Consider the following 17,496-nt stretch of genomic DNA (forward strand, 5'->3'; position numbering starts at 1 on the left):
AAGAATGCGCGAGTCGGAGCTGGAGGAATTCCTCAGCTCGTTCGGCTGGGAGGCGGCTGGGGTACGTCGTGAAACGGATGCCATCGTGGCAGGTCTGGAGCGTGTCGGCTTTGCCTCTCATGAGGAGGCAAGCGGCTTCTTGGGTGAATGCCTCGGCCTGAAGATCGACCACCTTCCAGCCCTAGATATCGCTGGAGAGAGGATCTCAAGCTGGACACATTTCGATCCGTCTGCCGTGTGCACCACCCGTGATTCGGAGGTGGCTCGCCGATGTGCAGAGGTTGCTGGCACCACTCTGTTCCCGGTCGGAGTGGACAGCTTTCATCTGACCGTATACTCGGGAAGTGACGGAAAGTTCTATGCAGGGGTCGATTCATCGGTCTTTCGGTATGGGGAAGATCGCAATGCAATGTTCTCAATGATGAAGGCTGGAGTCCGTCCAATCCTATTGGGTGAGTGGACGCTCCAGTAGGGACGATGCGTCGTCACCTTGGTGAAATTGGGTTCATTTGCATTCAGGCCTCCTCGGTGGCTGATGATGCAAAACCCTGAAGAAAGTACGCACGAGCCCTCATCGACAGTGATGTCGATGAGGGCTCTGCGCCTTTGACGGCAACGCTGACGGCAACGTCAGCGGATGACCGCCGTGGCGGGTGGGTCGCCAGCCTCGTCGTCGGTTGCATCCAATGCGTTGCCGAGGGAGTCGATGGCTTGGCGTTGGAGCCGGAGTCGTACGTGGGCGTAGACGCCGGCGGTGACGCCGATGTGGGCGTGACCCAGCAGCTCCTTGATCACGACGAGGTCAACGCCCTGCTCCAGGAGCAGGGTGGCGGTTGAGTGTCGGAGGTCGTGAAAGCGGATGCGCCGGAGTTGGACCCGGTCGAGGAAGTCGCCGAAGCGGCGGGTGAGGTTGGCAGGGTCGAGGGGTCTGCCGGTCGGGGTACTGAAAACGAGGCCCATGCCCTTCCAGCTCGCGCCAGCTTCTTCCCGCTCCCTTTCCTGCTGCTCCTGGTGCTTCTTGAGGGAGTTGACGCATTCGGTGGGGAGAGCGATGCGGCGTTCGGAAGCTCGTGTCTTGGTGGGCAGGTGGGTGAGGCCGCCGGTTCGGGTGCGCTGGAGTGAGCGGCGGATGGTGACGGTGCCTGCGATGGGGTCGAGGTCCTCCCAGTGGAGGCCGAGGAGTTCGCCTTTGCGGAGGCCGGTGCGCAGGGCGAGTTCGTACAGCGCATGAAGCCGGTCAGCCCGAGCAGCGTCGAGGAACTGACGGGCCTCGGCCGCCGTGAGGGGCCGGAATCGCTTCGGTCGGAGCGTCGCGGTCTTAACGTTTCGAGCAACGTTGCGGGGCAGTTCGTCCTCGCGGACGGCGTGTTCCAGCGACGACTTGAGGACCGAGTGCACGTACGTGACGGTCAAGGGAGACAGTCGCTTCTGGCAGCACTCGCCGATCGCGCAGCACCTCTTCCGTTCGGCGTCGAGTCCCTGGGTGCAGCACTGGCAGGTCGTGCGGAGCCGGTCGAGGAAGGTGCGGACGTCCCTGGCGGTGAGGCGGGCGATCTTCTTCGTACCGAGGCCGGGGATGAGGTGGAGGCGGATGCACGTGGCGTAGCGGGTGTGGGTGTTTTCGCGGAGCCGGTGGACAGCGACGCTGTTGAGCCAGTAGGTCAGGTAGTCGCCGAGGGTGCTGTCAGCGGTGGCGACGGGGAGGCCGCGGTTGCTGTTGGCGATCTTGTCGGTGAGTTTGTCGGCTGCGTTCTTGCGGGTGGTGCCGTAGACGCGGACACGTTTGCGGGTGCCGTCGGCGGCGAGGACGTAGCCGGCGGCTTCCCAGCGGCCGTCTTTGCGCTGGTAGATGGTGCCTTCGCCGTTGGCGCGGGCCTTGTTGCGCTTGGGGGCGGTCATCGGGCGGCCTCTTCCAGGTGGTGCTGAACGTAGTCAGTGAGGGCGTGAGCGGGGATGCGGCGGGCGCGGCCGATGGTCAGCGAGGCCAGGCGCCGGGTGCGCAGCAGGTCGTAGAGGGCCGAGCGGCCGATCTTGAGGCGGGCCATGGCCTCGGGGACGGTGAGGAGTTCGTCGTCACGCACTGGTTGTCACCGCCTGTTCGCGCGTCGGACCGCCGCCGATGAGGGTGGCGAGGCGTTCGAGGTCGGGGGTGAGGCCGGTGCCGTCGTAGACCCAGTGGGCGAGGACAAGGGTGGTCGGGGAAGGAGGAGGGGTGTGGCGGCGGTGCCAGGCGGCTCGGGCGGCCCGGAGCGCGCCGAGGGTGGTGGAGTAGGCGCGGGTCTTGGTGGAGAAGTGGCCGCGGAAGCCGAGCATGTGGGCCCACTTGCGCAGGTTCAGGTGCTTGAGGTCGTCGCGGTTACCGAGGGTCCAGGCGGTGCGGATCATGCGGGCGGCGTGCTCGGGTACGGACTCGAACCAGAGGTCGGTGATCCTCTTCAGCCGGTGGTCGAGGGTGCCGGTGGCGGCTTCGGTGCCCTTGGTGGCGTACTTGGCGACGTAGCCGGCGACCTTGCCCTCGGTGATCGTGGTCCCGCCCTGGAAGGCAGTGGATCGAATGATCCTGGTGTCGATCTGCTTGCCGAAGGCGAAGGAGCGGGCACGGCCGTTGGTTTTGGGCCCGTCGATGCGGGCGCGGGTGGTCGCGAGCCGGATGGCGTCGGCAAGGAGTTCGGGGGTGGCCCAGGCGGGCGGTGGGGTGTAGGGGCCTGCGGGGCCGTCGAGGCGGATCACGGCGTGGAAGTGGATCAGCCCGCGCTGCTGGTACTCGGCGACCTTGGCGTACGAGACCCGGACGACCTTGGAGAGCAGTCGCTGCGGGAATCCGGCTGCAGCGGCGAGGGTGCGGCGCAGGTGGAGCATGAAGCGCGCCCACAGGCCCGGGGCGTGAGCGTTCCACAGCACGGCGCCTGTGTAGTCGTACCGTTCGGGGTCGAGCGGGGTGCCGAGGAGCGGGTCGCCCTTGATGTGGGTGCGTCCGCAGCGGCAGCGGGCGGAGCCGTTGACGCGTCGCCCGTGGACCGGCCCGTACGACGGCGCAGTGAGCGTGGCGAACACTCTGGGATGGGTGGCGACCTGGTCGGGGATGCTCTTGCCGCCGCGCAGGCCGGCGGCGATGAGGTGGTAGGTGTCCTTTCGGTAGAGCTCGGCGCACGAGGGGCACCGGGTGGTGCGGCGGTTGCCGCAGCGCACCAGGAGGTGTCTGGCGGGCAGTTCTTTGGACTTCAGTTCGCGCAGGATCTCCCCGGTGAAGGTGTCGATCTCGGTGCGCTGGCCTTCGAGCCGGATGGGCTGGGAGCAGCCGCCGAGCGAGGAGAGCTGTCGTATCAGGCCGAACAGGTTCCGGTACCCGGTGAACGTTGGCAGCGCGGCCGTGGCCGGTTCGGGGAGGGGGATTGTGGTGGTCGGGTGGTGCGGTGGCATGCTGGCGGGACCTCTCTGCACTGCGGCACACGCGTGTGCCGTGGACGGGTATGGGAGGGAGGCCCCGGCAGGGGCGAGGGTTTGGCGACTACACGCCCTTGCCGGGGATCACTGCGGTACGGACTCGGTCAGGGCCGGGGCTGGCCCGCTCGGGCGGCTGGCCGGTGCGGGTCACGCGGCCTTGTCCAGGTCGATGGAGGCGGGCAAGTCGCGGACCTTCAGCCCTTCGGTGCACATGAGGTCGTTGATCTGCCAGCAGGCTTCGGTGGGCAGGTAGACCGAGCGCAGCCGTACCGGGGTGCGCATGTCGCCGACGGAGGCGATGGACACGCCCTGGGGCATGGTGCGGTCGGCGGCGGTGATGTCCAGGTCCCGGCCGTCGGGGAAGAGGTGGAGGAAGTCCTCGACGGTGTCGACTCGGTGGCAGATCCGGGCGGACAGGTTGGTGCGGACGGCGGTGGTGAGCACGTCAGCGGAGGGCTTCTGGGTGAGCAGCCACAGCCGGATGCCGAACTTGGCGCCCTGGCTGGCGACGGCCAGCAGCTCGGCCTCGAAGCGTTCGCGGGCCTTGCGGTCCGGGTGCCGGGTGTAGTTCGCCACCTCGTCAATCACCACCAACAGAAGCGGCAGATCCGGGCTGAAGTCGGTGATGCGGTCGGTACGGCCGGACCAGAAGAGCCGCTCCCGGCGCTGCATCTCCTCCCGCACCCAGCGCAGGATCTCGGTCGGCTCGTCGGGATGGATGGCATCGGAGACCTTGTACGCGGTACGCCACCAGGGCGCGACCGCACCGAGGTTGGGGTCGATCACGATCAGCCGCACGTCCCGCATGAGCGAGGCGTAGGTGAGCAGGGTGTTGACGGTGATCGACTTGCCGGAGCGGGTGGCGCCGGCGATGAGGGCGTGGGCGGAGTAGGCGAGGTTCAGCACGACGGGGGTGCCGTCCTCGTCCCAGCCGAGCAGCACGTCATCGGTGGAGACGAACTGCCCCGGTCGGCAGGCCGGGGAACCGTCTGCGCCGAGCAGTGGTGAGCGGATCACTGCCTCCAGCGGCTCGCGCCGGAAGCCGCGTGCGACGATCACTCCGGGTTCCGGCTGGGTGATCCGGATGCGGCGCATGCCCCAGGCGTCGCACAGACCCTCGCCTGCTTCTTGCCAGGCGCTCAGCCCGACCTGCGGCAACGCGTCGGCGGTGACGGTGACGCCGAAGGCGTCGGCGCGGGTGTGAAGACGGGGCACCAGCACGCGCGGCTTGGTCGGCGGCTCCTGCGGCCCGTACTGCTGGAGCACGGTGGGGGTGGCGTCCTTGACGGCCAAGCCGAGCATCGGCGCGAGCCGCTTCCAGCCCCAGCGCATCCGCCGCGCCTGCCGCAGACTGACCCGGGTCTCGGCATCTGCCCGGTACCAGCGTGCGAAGCAGTACCCGGACCAGCCCAGCAGCCCGAACGCGGCCAGCACGGCGACGACCAGAAGCGCGAGCCCAAGGGAGTTGTCGGGCATCAGGCGCCTGCCTTGACGGTGATCGCGTCAGCGCGAACGGAGACGCCGTGCCGGTCCTTGCCGTTGATCTCGTTTTCCCAGGCCGAGGCAACAAGCCCGGTGAAAACCACCGGCAGGCCGACCTTCAGGCCCTTGCCGAGACCCGGCTCCGGGACCTTCACTGCGATCACTTCGGCGCGACCGTTGAACGCGAACATCACGTCCACCAGGTGCAGGTGGGCGCCGGTGCCCCGATCGATCGCGGGCTGCTGGCCCTCGCGGTCCTTGAACTGCGGCCGGGGCTCGGAGGCCAGGATCATCAGGGCCTGGGACTGGTCGATGGGCATGGTCTTCACGGCAAACCTCCAGGTAGAGGGATGCGATTCACCCGTGTGGATGATCACGTGCCGCACACCGTAACATCAATCCTCAGTCCATCCGTAGTCATTTCGTAGCGAGTCCATCCATTGCTGCGGTGGTCCATCCGTAGGGCCGCTACCCTGACCCCATGGGCTGAGCTGGTGAAATGCGGCAGCAGCGAGCAGCCCTGCGAGATGAATCGGACCCGGACCAGGGATGGACATGCCTGCTGACGAAGCGCGTTTGACGTTCGAGCGCATCGCGGACGACCTGCGGCAGGAGATCCGGGACGGCAAGCTGCTTCCAGGCCAGTTGCTCCCGACGCAGACCCAGCTCATGCAGACCTACAAGGCGTCGAGCTTGACCGTGCAGAAGGCCATCCGGCTCCTGCGGAACGAAGGCTGGGTCATCGCCCGCCAAGGGCGCGGCACGTTCGTCACGCGCTCGGCTGACTTCGAGGACGCCTTCGAGAAGGTCGCCAGTGACCTCCAGCAGCAGATCTACTCCGGCACCCTGGCACCCGGCGCCAGGCTTCCCGCCCGCGAGGTGCTGGCTGAGCACTACGCGGTGCCGCTCAACGTGGTCACCAACGCCATCGCATTGCTGGCCGGCAACTTCCTCCTGCGGTTCCCGGGCGAGCTGCCCGGTGACGAGGTCTACGTACGCGACTGGGACGACCACGGCTTCGCCACCCAGCTCATCCACGGTCGCCTGGTTCGCAAGATCAGGGACGGCTCACTGTCCAGGGGCGCCACGCTGACCGTGGATGAAGTAGTCGATGCGATCGGAGGCGACGCCGAAGCTGCCGATCAGGCCCTGACCTTCCTCGCCCTGGAGGGCAGGGTCAGGAAGATCCACGAGACCAGGGGATCGCATCGGGAAGTCGCGTACGTCGTACTGGGCGGCGAGTTCGGAACCGAAGTACCGGTCACCGTGCAACCGGTGGACGAGTCGGCCGAAGCACCCGACACCCCGGTGAAGGAGTTCCCAACCGCCGGGGTCGGAGATCTGGCCTACAAGCTGGAACGCGCCCTGGAGCGGATCGAGGAGCTGGAGGAGCGCGTCGAACGTCTCGAAGGTCGCGACGGCCCTGAGACGGGCGTGTGAACGACAGCGTCCCCGAAGGCCGCCAGCTGGCTTTCAGGGACGCTTCGCGTTGACCGGTCAGGGCTGGTACTCGTAGCCGATGGTGAACCGGGGCGGCAGACACCATTCCCCGTACTCGATGATTCCTTCCGCATCCGACCAGCGGTGAGCACCAGCCAGGATCGGGGAGCCGACCGGCAGCCCCAGTGCGCTCGCCTCGCGGGCATCGGCAGGGCGGGCGTGCATGTCGTCACGGGCGTGGGTGATCGTGCGCCCGGTGGCTTCCAGGACCCGGGCGGACAGTCCGTGGTTGCGGCCCGGGGCGGTGTTCAGCAGGTCCGGTACGAGGGCGGCGAACGGGGCCGGGTACCAGGTCACTGCGAACACGGTCCGGGTCTTGCCCCGTCCGGCCAGCCACTCTCGCCGGACCACCTGATCCCCGGCTTCCAGGTCGAAGATCTCCGCCACGTACAGCGGCGGGACGATCAGCTCGGCCGCCGTCACCCGGCTTGTCTCACCCTCGGCCAGGAACGACTTCACCCGCTGGACCCTGGCCAGCCGGTCCCGCGCCGACAGCGTCCAGCGTGGGTCATCGGCGACGTAGGTGCCGCGCGGGGTGGTGCGGATGAAGTTCTCCACCTGGAGAGCCTGCAAGGCCCGCGAGACCGTGGCGGCCGCGGCCTGCCATTGCCCGGCGATCTCGCGGTTGGTCGGCAGCTTGGCGCCCGGCTCAAGCTCTCCCGCCAGGATGCGCTCCCGGAAGTGATCCGCGATCTTCGTGAACGTCTTGGGACTGGGCATAAGGCGTGCCCCTCCGTGGAGTTGACGTGCTGTCAGTGGCAGCACACTAGTGCACTACGAACCGTAGCGGGAGTGCTTCGGCCACTCGAATACTGAACTAGAGCACCGGCCTGTCAAAGGGTCGGCCATGTGACGTTCGAGAGGTGGCGATGCGAAGTGACGGAGCCGACCAGGTACTCGACCCCTCCGGTCGAACTCCCCTTGCGCCTAGAGCCGGAGCCGAGACCCGTCGAGGGCTGTGCGGGCTGTACTGAACTGGCAAACGTACGTGACCGGGCCCGCGCGGTCGGCGACATGACCACCGTCACCGACTGCAACGTCTACATGCGACGCCACCCCGAGGGCCACCAGTGAGCCCCCGCGCCGTCTACCGGCACATCGCCCACACCATCCGCCACGTCCCCGAAGGCAGCATCACCTACGAGACGTTCTGCGCCACCGCCGGCTGCGACGCCGAATCCGGCCCCCACGACGAACAGCAAGCCGCACAGGACTGGGCACTCCACCACACCGGACGCACCGGCCACGACCTCTTCAGACGCGTCGTCACCGACCACGCCAAGGTCACCCGAGCCGAGTAGAACCACCACCGACAGCCGGAACGGGACCTCACAACCCGCAGGCCATCGCACCAGGCCAGCAGCCCAGCCGAGCGCACAGCCACCGGCCACGGCGTACCGCCGAAGCGGGATGCGTCCAAACTTTCTCTACGTCTTCAAGGCGACCCGCTGGCGCGGGTCGCGCGCGGCACGGCCGCCCACCCGGCCCGCTCTCGGCTCCGCCACCGCGGGCCGGCCAGCGACCAGGCCGCGCAGAGACAGCGCAGCGTTGTGCCGGAAGCGCGGAGAAGCTGGGACGCGTCCGCACGACGAGCGCGAGGCCGACGGCGAGGCGGCGTCGGGGAGTCGGCTGGTGCGCAGCTCGTGGGCGGGATCGGTCGGCTCCGTGGGCTTTACCCACCTGTTCGGCCCGGGGCCCGCGTCGGGCAAGGCCAGGGGGCCACTCGTTCAAATTCCGGGCAGGATCAAAGCCTGCCCGAGTTGCCGGCCAGCGTACGGCCCCCTGACCATGCCCGACCCCAACCCGAACAGGACACCGGCCAAAGCCCACTCCGCCGCCCTCACGCGCGTAGCCGTCTGACGGCAACGCCGACGGCAACAGGGGCGCACAAGGGGGCACTTACACGCACACCCACGGACTGGCCGAATTTCGCTGACCTGCGGAAACGCAGATGACGGCACCTCAGCCAGCACACGTACTATGTGCTGGCGGGTGCAACTCCGGTACTCGTTCACAACTGTGGCGGCGCCCCGAGGTTCGAGGTTGATTCCAGCGGTGTTGCAAATGACCTGGAAAATCCCGTCACTGCAACTGAGCCTTACAATCGCGCCAAGCACTACGGCGGCTCTCAGACGAACGGTCCCAGCGGGCAGGCCGCCCGGGCTGCCGGCGAGGGACAGCCGTGCTCGGAATGCGGTACAACGATGAGGGCTGGAACGGCTCATTCCCCCGTCCCCGAACATAATCCGCCGCTGGTTCTGCACTACTATCGAGGCGGAGGCTCAGAGATGACGAACGCTGAGAGAAGGGCCTATGCGAGGGACGAAGGCATCGACGGCTCAGCATGTGGCAAGTGTCAGCGATCACAAGGGGCTGCGATGACGAAGGTCTCCAAGGCAATTAAGAGAAACCTGGGACTATGACCAAAGACGACAAACGGCTACATGCTCTCGAGGTGCATGTCCGGAGTTTCTGGAATGGGCACATTCTGGCACCTGCACCTTGGGATCGCGGCCCGATTCTGGAGCGAGTGCCACACTTCTCCATCTATCAAGTATTTCCCCAGCGCGCTGGGGAGGCGTGGGTTTACGTCACGCTAGGCTGTTCGCTCGATGCACCCAACGCCGAGGGTATCGAGTTCTTCGTGATGTCACCGGCGGCCTCCTCTATCCATTCGGAAACGCTGGCTATGGTGAGCCACTACCATTCGTTCGATGTACACCAATTGAGCATTGGGTCGGTCGTCGACATCGGGCGGCCATGGATGCCTAATTCGCGCATGGATCACCTTCTCGTCAGCCTTCCATATCCGTACGGACCTAAACTCGAATGGGCCCCTATAGATGCTGGCAGTGCCAGATTCTTGTGGCTCCTACCGATCCACAAGAGTGAGGCAGAATTCATCCAGCGTGAGTCGCTCGAAGAATTTGAGTCCATGCTAGATGCGCAAGCGGTGAATGTCCTGGATCCGAATCGACATTCAGTCATCTAGGTGGTGAGCAAACCGCTCAGACCTTCGAGCGGTTTGAGGATGGGGCTCTAATTCCAATCTCGATTGAGATTAGAGCCCCATCCGAATCATCAACGCCGAGTGAACTGAACGTGATCATTCAACGCAGCGCGAGGAATGTTCTTTGCGCTGCTGCTGCTCTTGTATTTCCTCGCCCTGGTTTCGGCCTCGATCCGTCAGCGGTGATCGCTGCTCGGTGAGGTGATCGGTTCACCCCGGTTTGTTCCCGGCGGTGTCGGGCGGGGTCTTCGCGTGTCGCTGCGGCTGCGCCGGGGTTCCACGGGCCCGGGGTAGTGCGGGTCGCCCTCCTTCCTGGTCTTCGTCGGGGCGGGTACCGGCGGTCAGGTGACCGCTGGGAGGTTGGCGAGTCGCTGCCAGGCCAGGATGAAGGCGTCGGCCCCGGGCCAGGTTCGTTCGATCCGCAGCCAGCGGCGGCGGGCGTGCTTCGCCAGGCGGGCGGGCAGGTGGTAGAGGCGAAGGCGCATCGTGTCGGGCTCGGCGTCGGCGAGGTCGTCCTGGTCGTGCAGGGTCAGCAGCCGCAGCCAGGCGTCCAAGTCGGCGGCGAGGTTGGCGGTGAGCATCCATGCTTCGTTGACCTGCCAGGACTTCGACGGCAGGTTGTGCAGTCCCATCGCCTTGTTCGTCTTCACCTGGTCCTCGACGACGGCGTGGTGGCGGTGCAGCGCGTCCAGCCACTGGATCTGGTGCGAGCCGCGGATGCGGGTCATCTTGGAGATGTTCGTCGCGGTGATCGAGTACTTGAACCCGGTCCGTCGCTCGAACGCGGTGAGGTCCTTGAGGGCGGCCGGACGGCTTGACCCGGCGGACGATCAGCCGCATGCCCTTGATCCAGCCCTCCCGGCGGTTCAGGCCGGTCAGCTCGGCCACGAAGTAGCCCTCCTGGACGCGGCCGTCCTGCCTGATGGAGGTTTCCCAGGCGGCCTCGGGCAGCTTGGCGATGGCCTTCTCGTCCTCTTCCGTGATGGTCCAGCCCGTGGTGAAGCGGACCGTGCGACGGCGGGTGTTCAGGTCCCGCAGGTGTTCGTGCAGGCCATGGGTGGCCCCGGCGCCGTCGACGCGGACGAGGATCTTGGCGGTGGAGACGCCAGGCACCTGGGCCAGAGCGGCGGTCAGCACCCGCACGTGGTCGGCGACCGTGTTGGCGCCGGCCGAGCCGGTCCGCAGCCACATCGCCAGACATTCGTGCGTGTTCGCGCACCACGCCGCGAGGGGATGAAACCCGAACGTCTTCTTCCAGGTCGCCGAGGCGCCATGCTTCTTCGACGCGGCGGTGATGATGGTGGCATCCATGTCGATCACGATCCAGTGGTGCAGGCGCTTCCCGGCGACGGTCAGCCACGGAAAGCCGCCCGGCCGTAAGCACAGAAGTGTCCACACCCGGCGGCGCACTGCCGCCCGCACCCGGGCGAGCGCGGCCAGCGCCTGCTCGTCCAGGTCAGCCAGCGTGCGGCGCATCGTGGAGTCCGACACCGCCGGCCCGGACAGCCCCTGGTGGTGGGCCTGCACAGCCTCCGCCTCGGCCATGCTGCGGGCGCCCAGCACGATCGCGACGGCGAGTTGCACCAGCACTACACCCCGATCGCGCCAGCCATGCCCGCCTGCCCCGGGCAGCACCGGCGCCAACGCGGTGGTCAGCCCGGTACGGTCCGCCAGCCTCCGCAGCAGCGCCGCCCCGGAATCCCCGATCAGCCCTTTGCCGTCGGCGGCCACGGACAGCCGCTGGTCCCACCCTGTAGGCTCGTTCACCAGAAAGGTGCCCTGACTCTCGCAACGGATACGACGTAGACACTCGCATCCTTGCAGGCCAGCGGGCCCTTTCTGCTACCGCGCCGTCAGATCACCCAATTCCGCTGAATACCCCAGGGTCGGAGGCGGCCTGCTGATGCGGCCCGCGCGCTCCGGCCCGGCGGGGCCGCCGCCCGCTCCTGTCTCCGCCCCGCTTGCCGGCGCCCCCGCCGGTCCGGNCCCGCGCGCTCCGGCCCGGCGGGGCCGCCGCCCGCTCCTGTCTCCGCCCCGCTTGCCGGCGCCCCCGCCGGTCCGGGCGCGCAACAACCCTCAACAGCAGACTGTTCTGGGGCTCTGCCCCAGGGGCCGGCCCTCTCTCCGAGGGGGAGGAGGCCGAGTGCGGGTGCGGGCCCGTCGTGGTGATGGGTGGTCGGGTTGCGGGAGGGGTCCCTCGTCGCCCGGTCACCGGAGGCGTACCAGGAACCCCCGGGGGCCGCCAAGGCCGAGCGCACGCGTCACAGAGTGAGCCTTGGCGGCCCCCGGAGAACCCTGGTATGGCGAAGCTGCCCGACCGACGAGGGGCCCCTCCCGATCAGGCCCTGATCCTGGCGGGGCACCGGCCTCTACCGATTCCGCAGTGTGAGCAGGCGGTGCGTAACCGTTCCTGGGCGGGTATCTGCCAAATAGCCTCTGGTTGACTCGCCGTACCGGCGTACCGTGGCGCTGGAGGTGCATAGCTGATGACTACGGAACTGGCGGACAACGTCCGTAAGTACCGGCGCCGGGCCGGGATGAGCCAGGAAGAACTGGCCCACGCCGCGGCCGTCTCGCCGGGCACGGTACGCAAGGTGGAACAGGGCGGCACCGTCCGCATGGAAACGCTTCACGCTCTCGCCCGCGCGCTGAGCGTGACCACGGCAACACTTCTGGCGCCGGACGCCCCGGAGCCCGTGGGCCGTTCGGAGGACCCGAACCGCGTCAACCTGATCCAGCTCCGCGCAGCCCTCACCCCGCCCGTGGGACTCGCAGACTCGGACGGGGAGGGCGCGGAGGAGGAGCCGAATCTACGCCGCTTCCGCCGTACCGTTCATGACGGTGTGGTGCTCTACCACTCCGACAGCTACAAGAGCGTCGCATCCCAATTGCCGGCGCTCTTGCGTGACGCGAACAGCGCGGTCGCGTACTTCGACAGCGGCGAGGAGCACAGCCAGGCGCTCCTGGCCCGTGCCGAGGCATTGCAGCTGGCCGGGCGGTACCTGACGCAGGTAAGGCAGTACGACCTCGCGTACACCGCGCTAGCCGGTGCGATCACCGACGCACGCCAGGCCGGGGACACGCTCACCGGGGCATCCGGCGTGATCGGGATGTGCTGGCTGCTCCTACGCCAGGGCCGGCTGGACGAGGCCGAACAGCTCGCGTCCCAGACCGCCGACCTGATCGAACCGAGACTGTCCCGCGCGACGCCGGACGAGTGCGCGGCATGGGGGTGGCTGGCGCTGCGCGCCGCGGCTGCCGCAGGCCGCAATAACCGGCCCCAGGAAGCCCGCCAGTACCATCGCGTGGCGAACACGGCGGCATCCGCCGTGGGACGGGAGTACACCGGCTCGTTCTTCCGGCACTGGACGACCTTCGGGCCGCTCACCGTCCGCATGAAGGGCGTGGAAGACGCCATGGTCGTTGGAGACGCCCGCGCGGTCGTTCGTAAATCCACTGAGGACGCCATGTCACCCAAGGCATGGAAGAGCGCCGGGCGGCCGAGCGGCGAAAACTGGAACCGTCACCGCCTGGACGTGGCCCGCGCCCACGCTCGGACCAACGACCTGTCCGCAGCGATGGACGAGCTGACCGGAGTCCGCCGCGCGTCCCCGGAGTGGCTGAGGCATCAGCGGATGGCCGCCGAGACCATGCAGGAGATCCTGAAGAAGCGCAAGCGCACCCTCACCGCCGAGATGCGCGACATGGCGGCCTACCTGGCCGTAGTCGGATAGGTGCCACGCAACGCGATAGTTCCGGCACCCTCCGTTGCCAACTGGCATGCCCCGTGGATGGAGTGACGGTCAGTCGGCCCCTACGGTCGCCGTATTCCATTCGGCGACCCAGGTGGGGGTGCACGGTGAGCACATCCAGGACCGACGCGGACCGCATGCGCCGCAGAGACCTGCACGACGCGGCAGCAGGCGTGACCGGTCCCCGCTTACTGCCATGGACCACTCAGGACGGGAACCCCTGCTACCTCAGCACCGACGGCAGGGGCTACCTCTCCTCACTCGCCGACAGCATCGAAGAAGTACAACTCGACATGGGCGAGGAACTCCTGGAGTACGCCCGGCAGGTCGTGGCGCCCGGAGCCAAGGAGCTGTCGGCCGTCGAGTACCGCTGGCTTGCCTGCCGGCTGACCGAAGCCCTGGCCGACGCGCTCCGGGTCGCCGAGTCACGCGGCAACCGCATCCCTGACCCGCCCGAGACCCCAGGCCCCTGACGGCAGGAGCGACGGCAACAACCACGGAGTCCGACGCACAGCCACGGACTCCGGTGGACCGCAGAACCCCTCCCCACCTGCATAAAAGCAGCTGAGGAAAGGGCTGCCGGCACACGATCGGTGTGACGTTCCGTCACCGCATCACGAAAATCTTGGCCGAGCCGCAGGTCCTGGCCGGCCTCGTCCTCGAAGACTGGCCACGCGCTCAGGCGCTGAGCAGTCCTCTTACCTGTGACCACTGCTTCGGCCGCCACTTGGCCACGGCCTGTTCGGCCCGCTCGACGGCCCGGTGCGCGGGGACCTGGGGTGACCAGCCCAGCCGGTGCAGGGTCCCGCAGGACGAGGCGCGACCACCGGGTACAGCCGGGACAAGGAGCACGCGCCGACCCCCCGACCCCGCTCCACCGTGCCCGCAACCCGGGGCCCGCAGGGCGATCCCGACACCGCGAAGCAACCCCGGAACCTGCCGAGCGACCCCGCAGGGGCCCGGCCCCCCGACCGACCCGCCACGCCTGTGTCCCGCCGCGCAGGGCGATCCCAATCGCGCGAAGCAAGCCCGGAATCCGCCGAGCAGCCCCGCAGGGGCCACCGCTCCGGCCGGACTCCCGCAAAGCAACCCCGCAGGGGCCCGCCACACGACCTGGCCGGAGCCCCGCAAAGCAAACCCGCCGAGCAACCCCGCAGGGGCACCGCAGGGGACCCGTGTAAGCCGAGCGGCTCCCCCCGGCGCGCTTTCGGGTGACATCGCCGCTCCGCTTCGGCCACCCCCCGCCCCGCGGGGACGAGCATCGCAGGCGGCCGGTCACGCTCCGGTCACCAGCCGCCGATCAGGCCCGGCACCGCGACGCGGTGGGCCCCGGGCCGCCGCCGGGAGACCATGTGTACGTCCTGCTCGTCGCGAGCGCGTTCAACAGCCTCACCCAGCGGGTCCACGCCGAGCTGCGCGACCACGGCCACCGGGTGGCGGTCGAACTGGCCCTGCCCGACGTCCCCCTGGCCGACACCGTACGGCGCCACGACCCCGACCTCGTCCTCGCGCCGATGCTGCGCACCGCCATCCCCGAGGAGGTCTGGGCCGCGTACACCTGTCTCGTCGTCCACCCGGGTCCGGTCGGCGACCGCGGCCCCTCCTCCCTCGACCACGCGGTCCAGGACGGCGAGACCCGCTGGGGCGTCACCGTGCTGCAGGCCAACGCCGAGATGGACGCCGGGGACGTCTGGGCGGCGGCGGACTGCCCCGTGCCCCCCGTCGGCAAGAGCGACCTCTACCGCGGTGAGATCGCCGACGCGGCGCTGGAGGCCGTCCTGCTCGCCGTGGAGCGCTTCGCCTCCGGTACGTACGTTCCGCAGCCTCAGGCCGGCGGCCGGGCCCGCCCGTTCCTGCGCCAGGACGGCCGCCGCATCGACTGGGCAGCCGACGGCACCGAACGCGTCCTGCGCGTCCTGCGCGCCGCCGACTCGCAGCCCGGCGTACGCGACCACCTGCTCGGCGCCGACTGGTACCTGCACGGCGGCCACCGCGAGGACGACCTGCGCGGCCACCCCGGCGAACTGCTCGCCACCCGGGCCGGCGCGGTCTGCCGGGCCACGGCCGACGGGGCCGTCTGGATCCCCGAGCTGCGCGCCCCCCGCGCAGCGGGACGGCCGGCCGGTGGCCCGCGGCTCCCCGCGACGCTCGCCCTCGGCGACCGGCTGCCGCCGCTGCCCGAACTCCCCGCACCGCCCGACGCCGGGCCGTACCGGCCCGCCTGGTCCGACATCGGCTACCACGAGGAGGGGCGGACGGGCTTCCTGTCGTTCTCCTTCCCCGGCGGCGCCATGAGCACCGCGCACTGCCGCCGCCTGCTGGACGCGTACCGGACCGCCTGCACCCGCCCCACCACCGTCCTGGTCCTCGGCGGCGGGCGTGACTTCTTCTCCAACGGCATCCACCTGGGCGTCATCGAGGCCGCCGACGACCCCGCCGAGGAGTCCTGGGCGAACATCAACGCGATGGACGACCTGGTCGAAGCGGTGCTGTCCACCACCGACCGTCTCGTGGTCAGCGCCCTCGGCGGCAACGCCGCCGCCGGCGGGGTCATGCTCGCCCTCGCCGCCGACGAGGTCTGGTGCCGTGCCGGTGTCGTCCTGAACCCGCACTACCGCCTGATGGGGCTGTTCGGCTCGGAGTACTGGACGTACACCCTGCCCCGCCGCGTCGGAGCCGGCCTGGCGGTGCGCCTCACCTCCGAGGCGCTGCCGCTGGGGGCCGCCGCCGCGCACCGGGTCGGGCTGGTCGACCGTACGGTCGACTGCGCACCCGCGGACTTCTCCCGCGAGACGGAGTGCCTCGCGGCCCGCCTGGCCGCCCTGCCCGCCACCGCCTCCCGGATCGCCGCGAAGAAGGCCGAACGCGAACTGCACGAGGCGCGCCGCCCGCTCGCTGCCTACCGGGCCGCCGAGCTGGCGCGGATGCGCCGGACCTTCTTCGACCCCGACGCGCCCTACCACGCCCTGCGCCGCGCCTTCGTGCGCAAGGAGTGCCCCGCCGCGACCCCGGCCCACCTCGCCCGCGCCGCCGCGGACCGCCGCGGCGCAGGTTCCGGCGCAGGTTCCGGCTCCGGCTCCGGCTCCGGTTCCGGTTCCGGAGCCGGCGTCACTGGACTGGCCGCATCAGACGCGGCGTCCGGCCCCGGCAGCTGTTAGCAAGAAATGTGGGCCGAGGCAGACCGCCTCACGTCCCCCTCACACCCTGATCCCCTCCCCGAGGAGGCAGCGCATGGCCGCAGTGACGAAGGACCCGGTCGAAGACCCCGTGATCCACATCCTCTGGATCAACGCGGGTCTGAGCTGCGACGGCGACTCCGTGTCCCTGACGGCGGCCATGCAGCCGAGCATCGAGGAGATCGTCACCGGCACCCTGCCGGGTCTCCCCAAAATCGCCGTGCACTGGCCCCTGATCGACTTCGAATGCGGCCCGGTCGGCGGCGCGGACACCTTCATCGAGTGGTTCTTCAAGGGCGAGCGCGGCGAGATCGATCCGTTCGTCCTGGTCGTCGAGGGCTCGATCCCCAACGAGTCGATCAAGCCCGAGGGCTACTGGTGCGGGTTCGGCGACGACCCGGAGACCGGCCAGCCCATCACCACCAGCGAGTGGATCGACCGGCTGGCCCCCAAGGCGCTCGCCGTCGTCGCCATCGGCACCTGCGCCACGTACGGCGGCATCCACGCGATGGAGGGCAATCCGACGGGCGCCATGGGCGTGCCCGACTACCTGGGCTGGGACTGGAAGTCGCAGGCAGGCATCCCCATCGTGTGCGTGCCCGGCTGTCCGATCCAGCCGGACAACTTCTCGGAGACCCTGACCTACCTGCTCTACCAGGCGGCGGGATCGGCCCCGATGATCCCCCTCGACGACAAGCTGCGCCCCACCTGGCTGTTCGGCGCGACCGTCCACGAGGGCTGCGACCGCGCCGGCTACTACGAGCAGGGGCAGTTCGCCGACACGTACGACTCCCCGAAGTGCCTGGTCAAGCTGGGCTGCTGGGGTCCCGTCGTGAAGTGCAACGTCCCCAAGCGCGGCTGGATGAGCGGTATCGGCGGCTGCCCCAACGTCGGCGGCATCTGCATCGCCTGCACCATGCCCGGCTTCCCCGACAAGTTCATGCCCTTCATGGACGAGCCCCCCGGCGCGAAGCTCTCCGTCACCGCGAGCGGGGCGTACGGGGCGCTGATCCGCAAGCTCCGCTCGGTCACCGCCCACACCGTGGACGAGGAGCCGAAGTGGCGGCGTACCGGCCGCAGCCTGACCACGGGCTACCGCCCGCCCTGGTGACGGCCCCGCTCCGCACCCCTG

General features: G+C 69.0%; 17 protein-coding genes and 1 pseudogene. 9 read left to right on the top strand and 9 right to left on the bottom strand.

The features are described 5' to 3' along the window. Positions 1-4 precede the first annotated feature (4 nt). Positions 5-472 carry an SUKH-3 domain-containing protein gene (locus tag AAT21_RS37795; RefSeq protein WP_157879803.1) on the top strand — a complete coding sequence of 156 codons (468 nt, stop codon included), beginning with the start codon at positions 5-7 and terminating at the stop codon, positions 470-472. A gap of 158 nt (positions 473-630) precedes the next feature. On the opposite strand, the gene AAT21_RS28210 is transcribed toward AAT21_RS37795, so the two are convergent. From AAT21_RS28210 to AAT21_RS28230, 5 genes are all read right to left on the bottom strand, one after another. Beyond that, positions 631-1,899 carry a tyrosine-type recombinase/integrase gene (locus AAT21_RS28210; protein WP_046779775.1) on the bottom strand — a complete coding sequence of 423 codons (1,269 nt, stop codon included), beginning with the start codon at positions 1,897-1,899 and terminating at the stop codon, positions 631-633. Continuing rightward, positions 1,896-2,081 carry a helix-turn-helix domain-containing protein gene (locus tag AAT21_RS28215; RefSeq protein WP_079026017.1) on the bottom strand — a complete coding sequence of 62 codons (186 nt, stop codon included), beginning with the start codon at positions 2,079-2,081 and terminating at the stop codon, positions 1,896-1,898. The genes AAT21_RS28210 and AAT21_RS28215 overlap by 4 nt, the downstream gene beginning before the upstream one ends. Then, on the bottom strand, positions 2,074-3,420 hold the full coding sequence (locus AAT21_RS28220; RefSeq protein WP_052758019.1) for a replication initiator: 1,347 nt from the start codon (positions 3,418-3,420) through the stop codon (positions 2,074-2,076). Before AAT21_RS28220 ends, AAT21_RS28215 begins: the two co-directional genes overlap by 8 nt. A gap of 171 nt (positions 3,421-3,591) precedes the next feature. Further along, positions 3,592-4,920: an FtsK/SpoIIIE domain-containing protein gene (locus AAT21_RS34735; RefSeq protein WP_052758020.1), complete on the bottom strand. Its 1,329-nt coding sequence runs from the start codon at positions 4,918-4,920 to the stop codon at positions 3,592-3,594. Then, complete coding sequence (locus tag AAT21_RS28230) at positions 4,920-5,246, bottom strand: SCO3933 family regulatory protein (protein WP_235439262.1); 327 nt, start codon at positions 5,244-5,246, stop codon at positions 4,920-4,922. Before AAT21_RS28230 ends, AAT21_RS34735 begins: the two co-directional genes overlap by 1 nt. 235 nt (positions 5,247-5,481) lie before the next feature. Between AAT21_RS28230 and AAT21_RS28235 the strand changes: the two genes are divergently transcribed. Beyond that, positions 5,482-6,366, top strand: a complete 885-nt coding sequence (locus AAT21_RS28235) for a GntR family transcriptional regulator (RefSeq protein ID WP_235439245.1) — start codon at positions 5,482-5,484, stop codon at positions 6,364-6,366. A gap of 57 nt (positions 6,367-6,423) precedes the next feature. Here AAT21_RS28235 and AAT21_RS28240 read toward each other — a convergent pair whose 3' ends face one another. Continuing rightward, entirely contained in the window at positions 6,424-7,146 is a 723-nt protein-coding gene (locus AAT21_RS28240) for a GntR family transcriptional regulator (protein ID WP_046779778.1), read from the bottom strand. A gap of 156 nt (positions 7,147-7,302) precedes the next feature. On the opposite strand from AAT21_RS28240, the gene AAT21_RS36185 reads away from it, so the two are divergent. From AAT21_RS36185 to AAT21_RS36190, 3 genes are all read left to right on the top strand, one after another. After that, entirely contained in the window at positions 7,303-7,500 is a 198-nt protein-coding gene (locus AAT21_RS36185) for a hypothetical protein (RefSeq protein ID WP_079026033.1), read from the top strand. After that, entirely contained in the window at positions 7,497-7,727 is a 231-nt protein-coding gene (locus AAT21_RS28245) for a DUF7848 domain-containing protein (protein ID WP_046779779.1), read from the top strand. Before AAT21_RS36185 ends, AAT21_RS28245 begins: the two co-directional genes overlap by 4 nt. 1,118 nt (positions 7,728-8,845) lie before the next feature. After that, positions 8,846-9,418 carry a suppressor of fused domain protein gene (locus tag AAT21_RS36190; protein WP_079026018.1) on the top strand — a complete coding sequence of 191 codons (573 nt, stop codon included), beginning with the start codon at positions 8,846-8,848 and terminating at the stop codon, positions 9,416-9,418. A 359-nt stretch (positions 9,419-9,777) separates the two neighbouring features. Here the strand turns inward: AAT21_RS36190 and AAT21_RS39760 are convergent, their stop codons facing one another. Both AAT21_RS39760 and AAT21_RS39765 read right to left on the bottom strand, forming a co-directional pair. Beyond that, positions 9,778-10,164, bottom strand: a complete 387-nt coding sequence (locus AAT21_RS39760; RefSeq protein ID WP_268768211.1) for a transposase — start codon at positions 10,162-10,164, stop codon at positions 9,778-9,780. A gap of 139 nt (positions 10,165-10,303) precedes the next feature. Beyond that, positions 10,304-11,203, bottom strand: a pseudogene (locus AAT21_RS39765) (transposase); the annotation flags it as partial. 770 nt (positions 11,204-11,973) lie between these two features. On the opposite strand from AAT21_RS39765, the gene AAT21_RS28255 reads away from it, so the two are divergent. Together AAT21_RS28255 and AAT21_RS28260 are read left to right on the top strand one after the other, a co-directional pair. Continuing rightward, complete coding sequence (locus AAT21_RS28255) at positions 11,974-13,170, top strand: helix-turn-helix domain-containing protein (RefSeq protein WP_235439246.1); 1,197 nt, start codon at positions 11,974-11,976, stop codon at positions 13,168-13,170. A 155-nt stretch (positions 13,171-13,325) separates the two neighbouring features. Next, positions 13,326-13,661 carry a hypothetical protein gene (locus tag AAT21_RS28260; RefSeq protein ID WP_046779781.1) on the top strand — a complete coding sequence of 112 codons (336 nt, stop codon included), beginning with the start codon at positions 13,326-13,328 and terminating at the stop codon, positions 13,659-13,661. Positions 13,662-13,866: 205 nt separating this feature from the next. Here AAT21_RS28260 and AAT21_RS36195 read toward each other — a convergent pair whose 3' ends face one another. After that, a complete protein-coding gene (locus AAT21_RS36195) occupies positions 13,867-14,040 on the bottom strand; it encodes a winged helix-turn-helix domain-containing protein (RefSeq protein ID WP_235439247.1) in 174 nt (57 codons plus the stop codon). 500 nt (positions 14,041-14,540) lie between these two features. On the opposite strand from AAT21_RS36195, the gene AAT21_RS28265 reads away from it, so the two are divergent. Together AAT21_RS28265 and AAT21_RS28270 are read left to right on the top strand one after the other, a co-directional pair. Next, the gene (locus AAT21_RS28265; RefSeq protein WP_079026019.1) at positions 14,541-16,346 is read left to right on the top strand and encodes a hydrogenase maturation protein; all 1,806 of its coding nucleotides are present in this window, start codon (positions 14,541-14,543) and stop codon (positions 16,344-16,346) included. A gap of 73 nt (positions 16,347-16,419) precedes the next feature. Further along, positions 16,420-17,475: an NADH-quinone oxidoreductase subunit B family protein gene (locus AAT21_RS28270; protein WP_046779782.1), complete on the top strand. Its 1,056-nt coding sequence runs from the start codon at positions 16,420-16,422 to the stop codon at positions 17,473-17,475. Positions 17,476-17,496 lie beyond the last annotated feature (21 nt).

It is taken from the genome of Streptomyces yangpuensis (assembly GCF_001005295.1).
In the GTDB taxonomy this organism is placed as follows: Bacteria; Actinomycetota; Actinomycetes; order Streptomycetales; family Streptomycetaceae; genus Streptomyces; species Streptomyces yangpuensis.

Excerpts from the sequence above, each read along its gene's own strand:
- AAT21_RS28260 (WP_046779781.1), top strand. The coding sequence starts at position 13,326 with ATGCGCCGCAGAGACCTGCACGACGCGGCAGCAGGCGTGACCGGTCCC.
- AAT21_RS39760 (WP_268768211.1), bottom strand. The coding sequence starts at position 10,164 with ATGACCCGCATCCGCGGCTCGCACCAGATCCAGTGGCTGGACGCGCTG.
- AAT21_RS28235 (WP_235439245.1), top strand. The coding sequence starts at position 5,482 with ATGCCTGCTGACGAAGCGCGTTTGACGTTCGAGCGCATCGCGGACGAC.
- AAT21_RS28240 (WP_046779778.1), bottom strand. The coding sequence starts at position 7,146 with ATGCCCAGTCCCAAGACGTTCACGAAGATCGCGGATCACTTCCGGGAG.
- AAT21_RS28270 (WP_046779782.1), top strand. The coding sequence starts at position 16,420 with ATGGCCGCAGTGACGAAGGACCCGGTCGAAGACCCCGTGATCCACATC.
- AAT21_RS36190 (WP_079026018.1), top strand. The coding sequence starts at position 8,846 with ATGACCAAAGACGACAAACGGCTACATGCTCTCGAGGTGCATGTCCGG.
- AAT21_RS28220 (WP_052758019.1), bottom strand. The coding sequence starts at position 3,420 with ATGCCACCGCACCACCCGACCACCACAATCCCCCTCCCCGAACCGGCC.
- AAT21_RS28230 (WP_235439262.1), bottom strand. The coding sequence starts at position 5,246 with ATGCCCATCGACCAGTCCCAGGCCCTGATGATCCTGGCCTCCGAGCCC.
- AAT21_RS34735 (WP_052758020.1), bottom strand. The coding sequence starts at position 4,920 with ATGCCCGACAACTCCCTTGGGCTCGCGCTTCTGGTCGTCGCCGTGCTG.
- AAT21_RS28210 (WP_046779775.1), bottom strand. The coding sequence starts at position 1,899 with ATGACCGCCCCCAAGCGCAACAAGGCCCGCGCCAACGGCGAAGGCACC.
- AAT21_RS37795 (WP_157879803.1), top strand. The coding sequence starts at position 5 with ATGCGCGAGTCGGAGCTGGAGGAATTCCTCAGCTCGTTCGGCTGGGAG.
- AAT21_RS28255 (WP_235439246.1), top strand. The coding sequence starts at position 11,974 with ATGAGCCAGGAAGAACTGGCCCACGCCGCGGCCGTCTCGCCGGGCACG.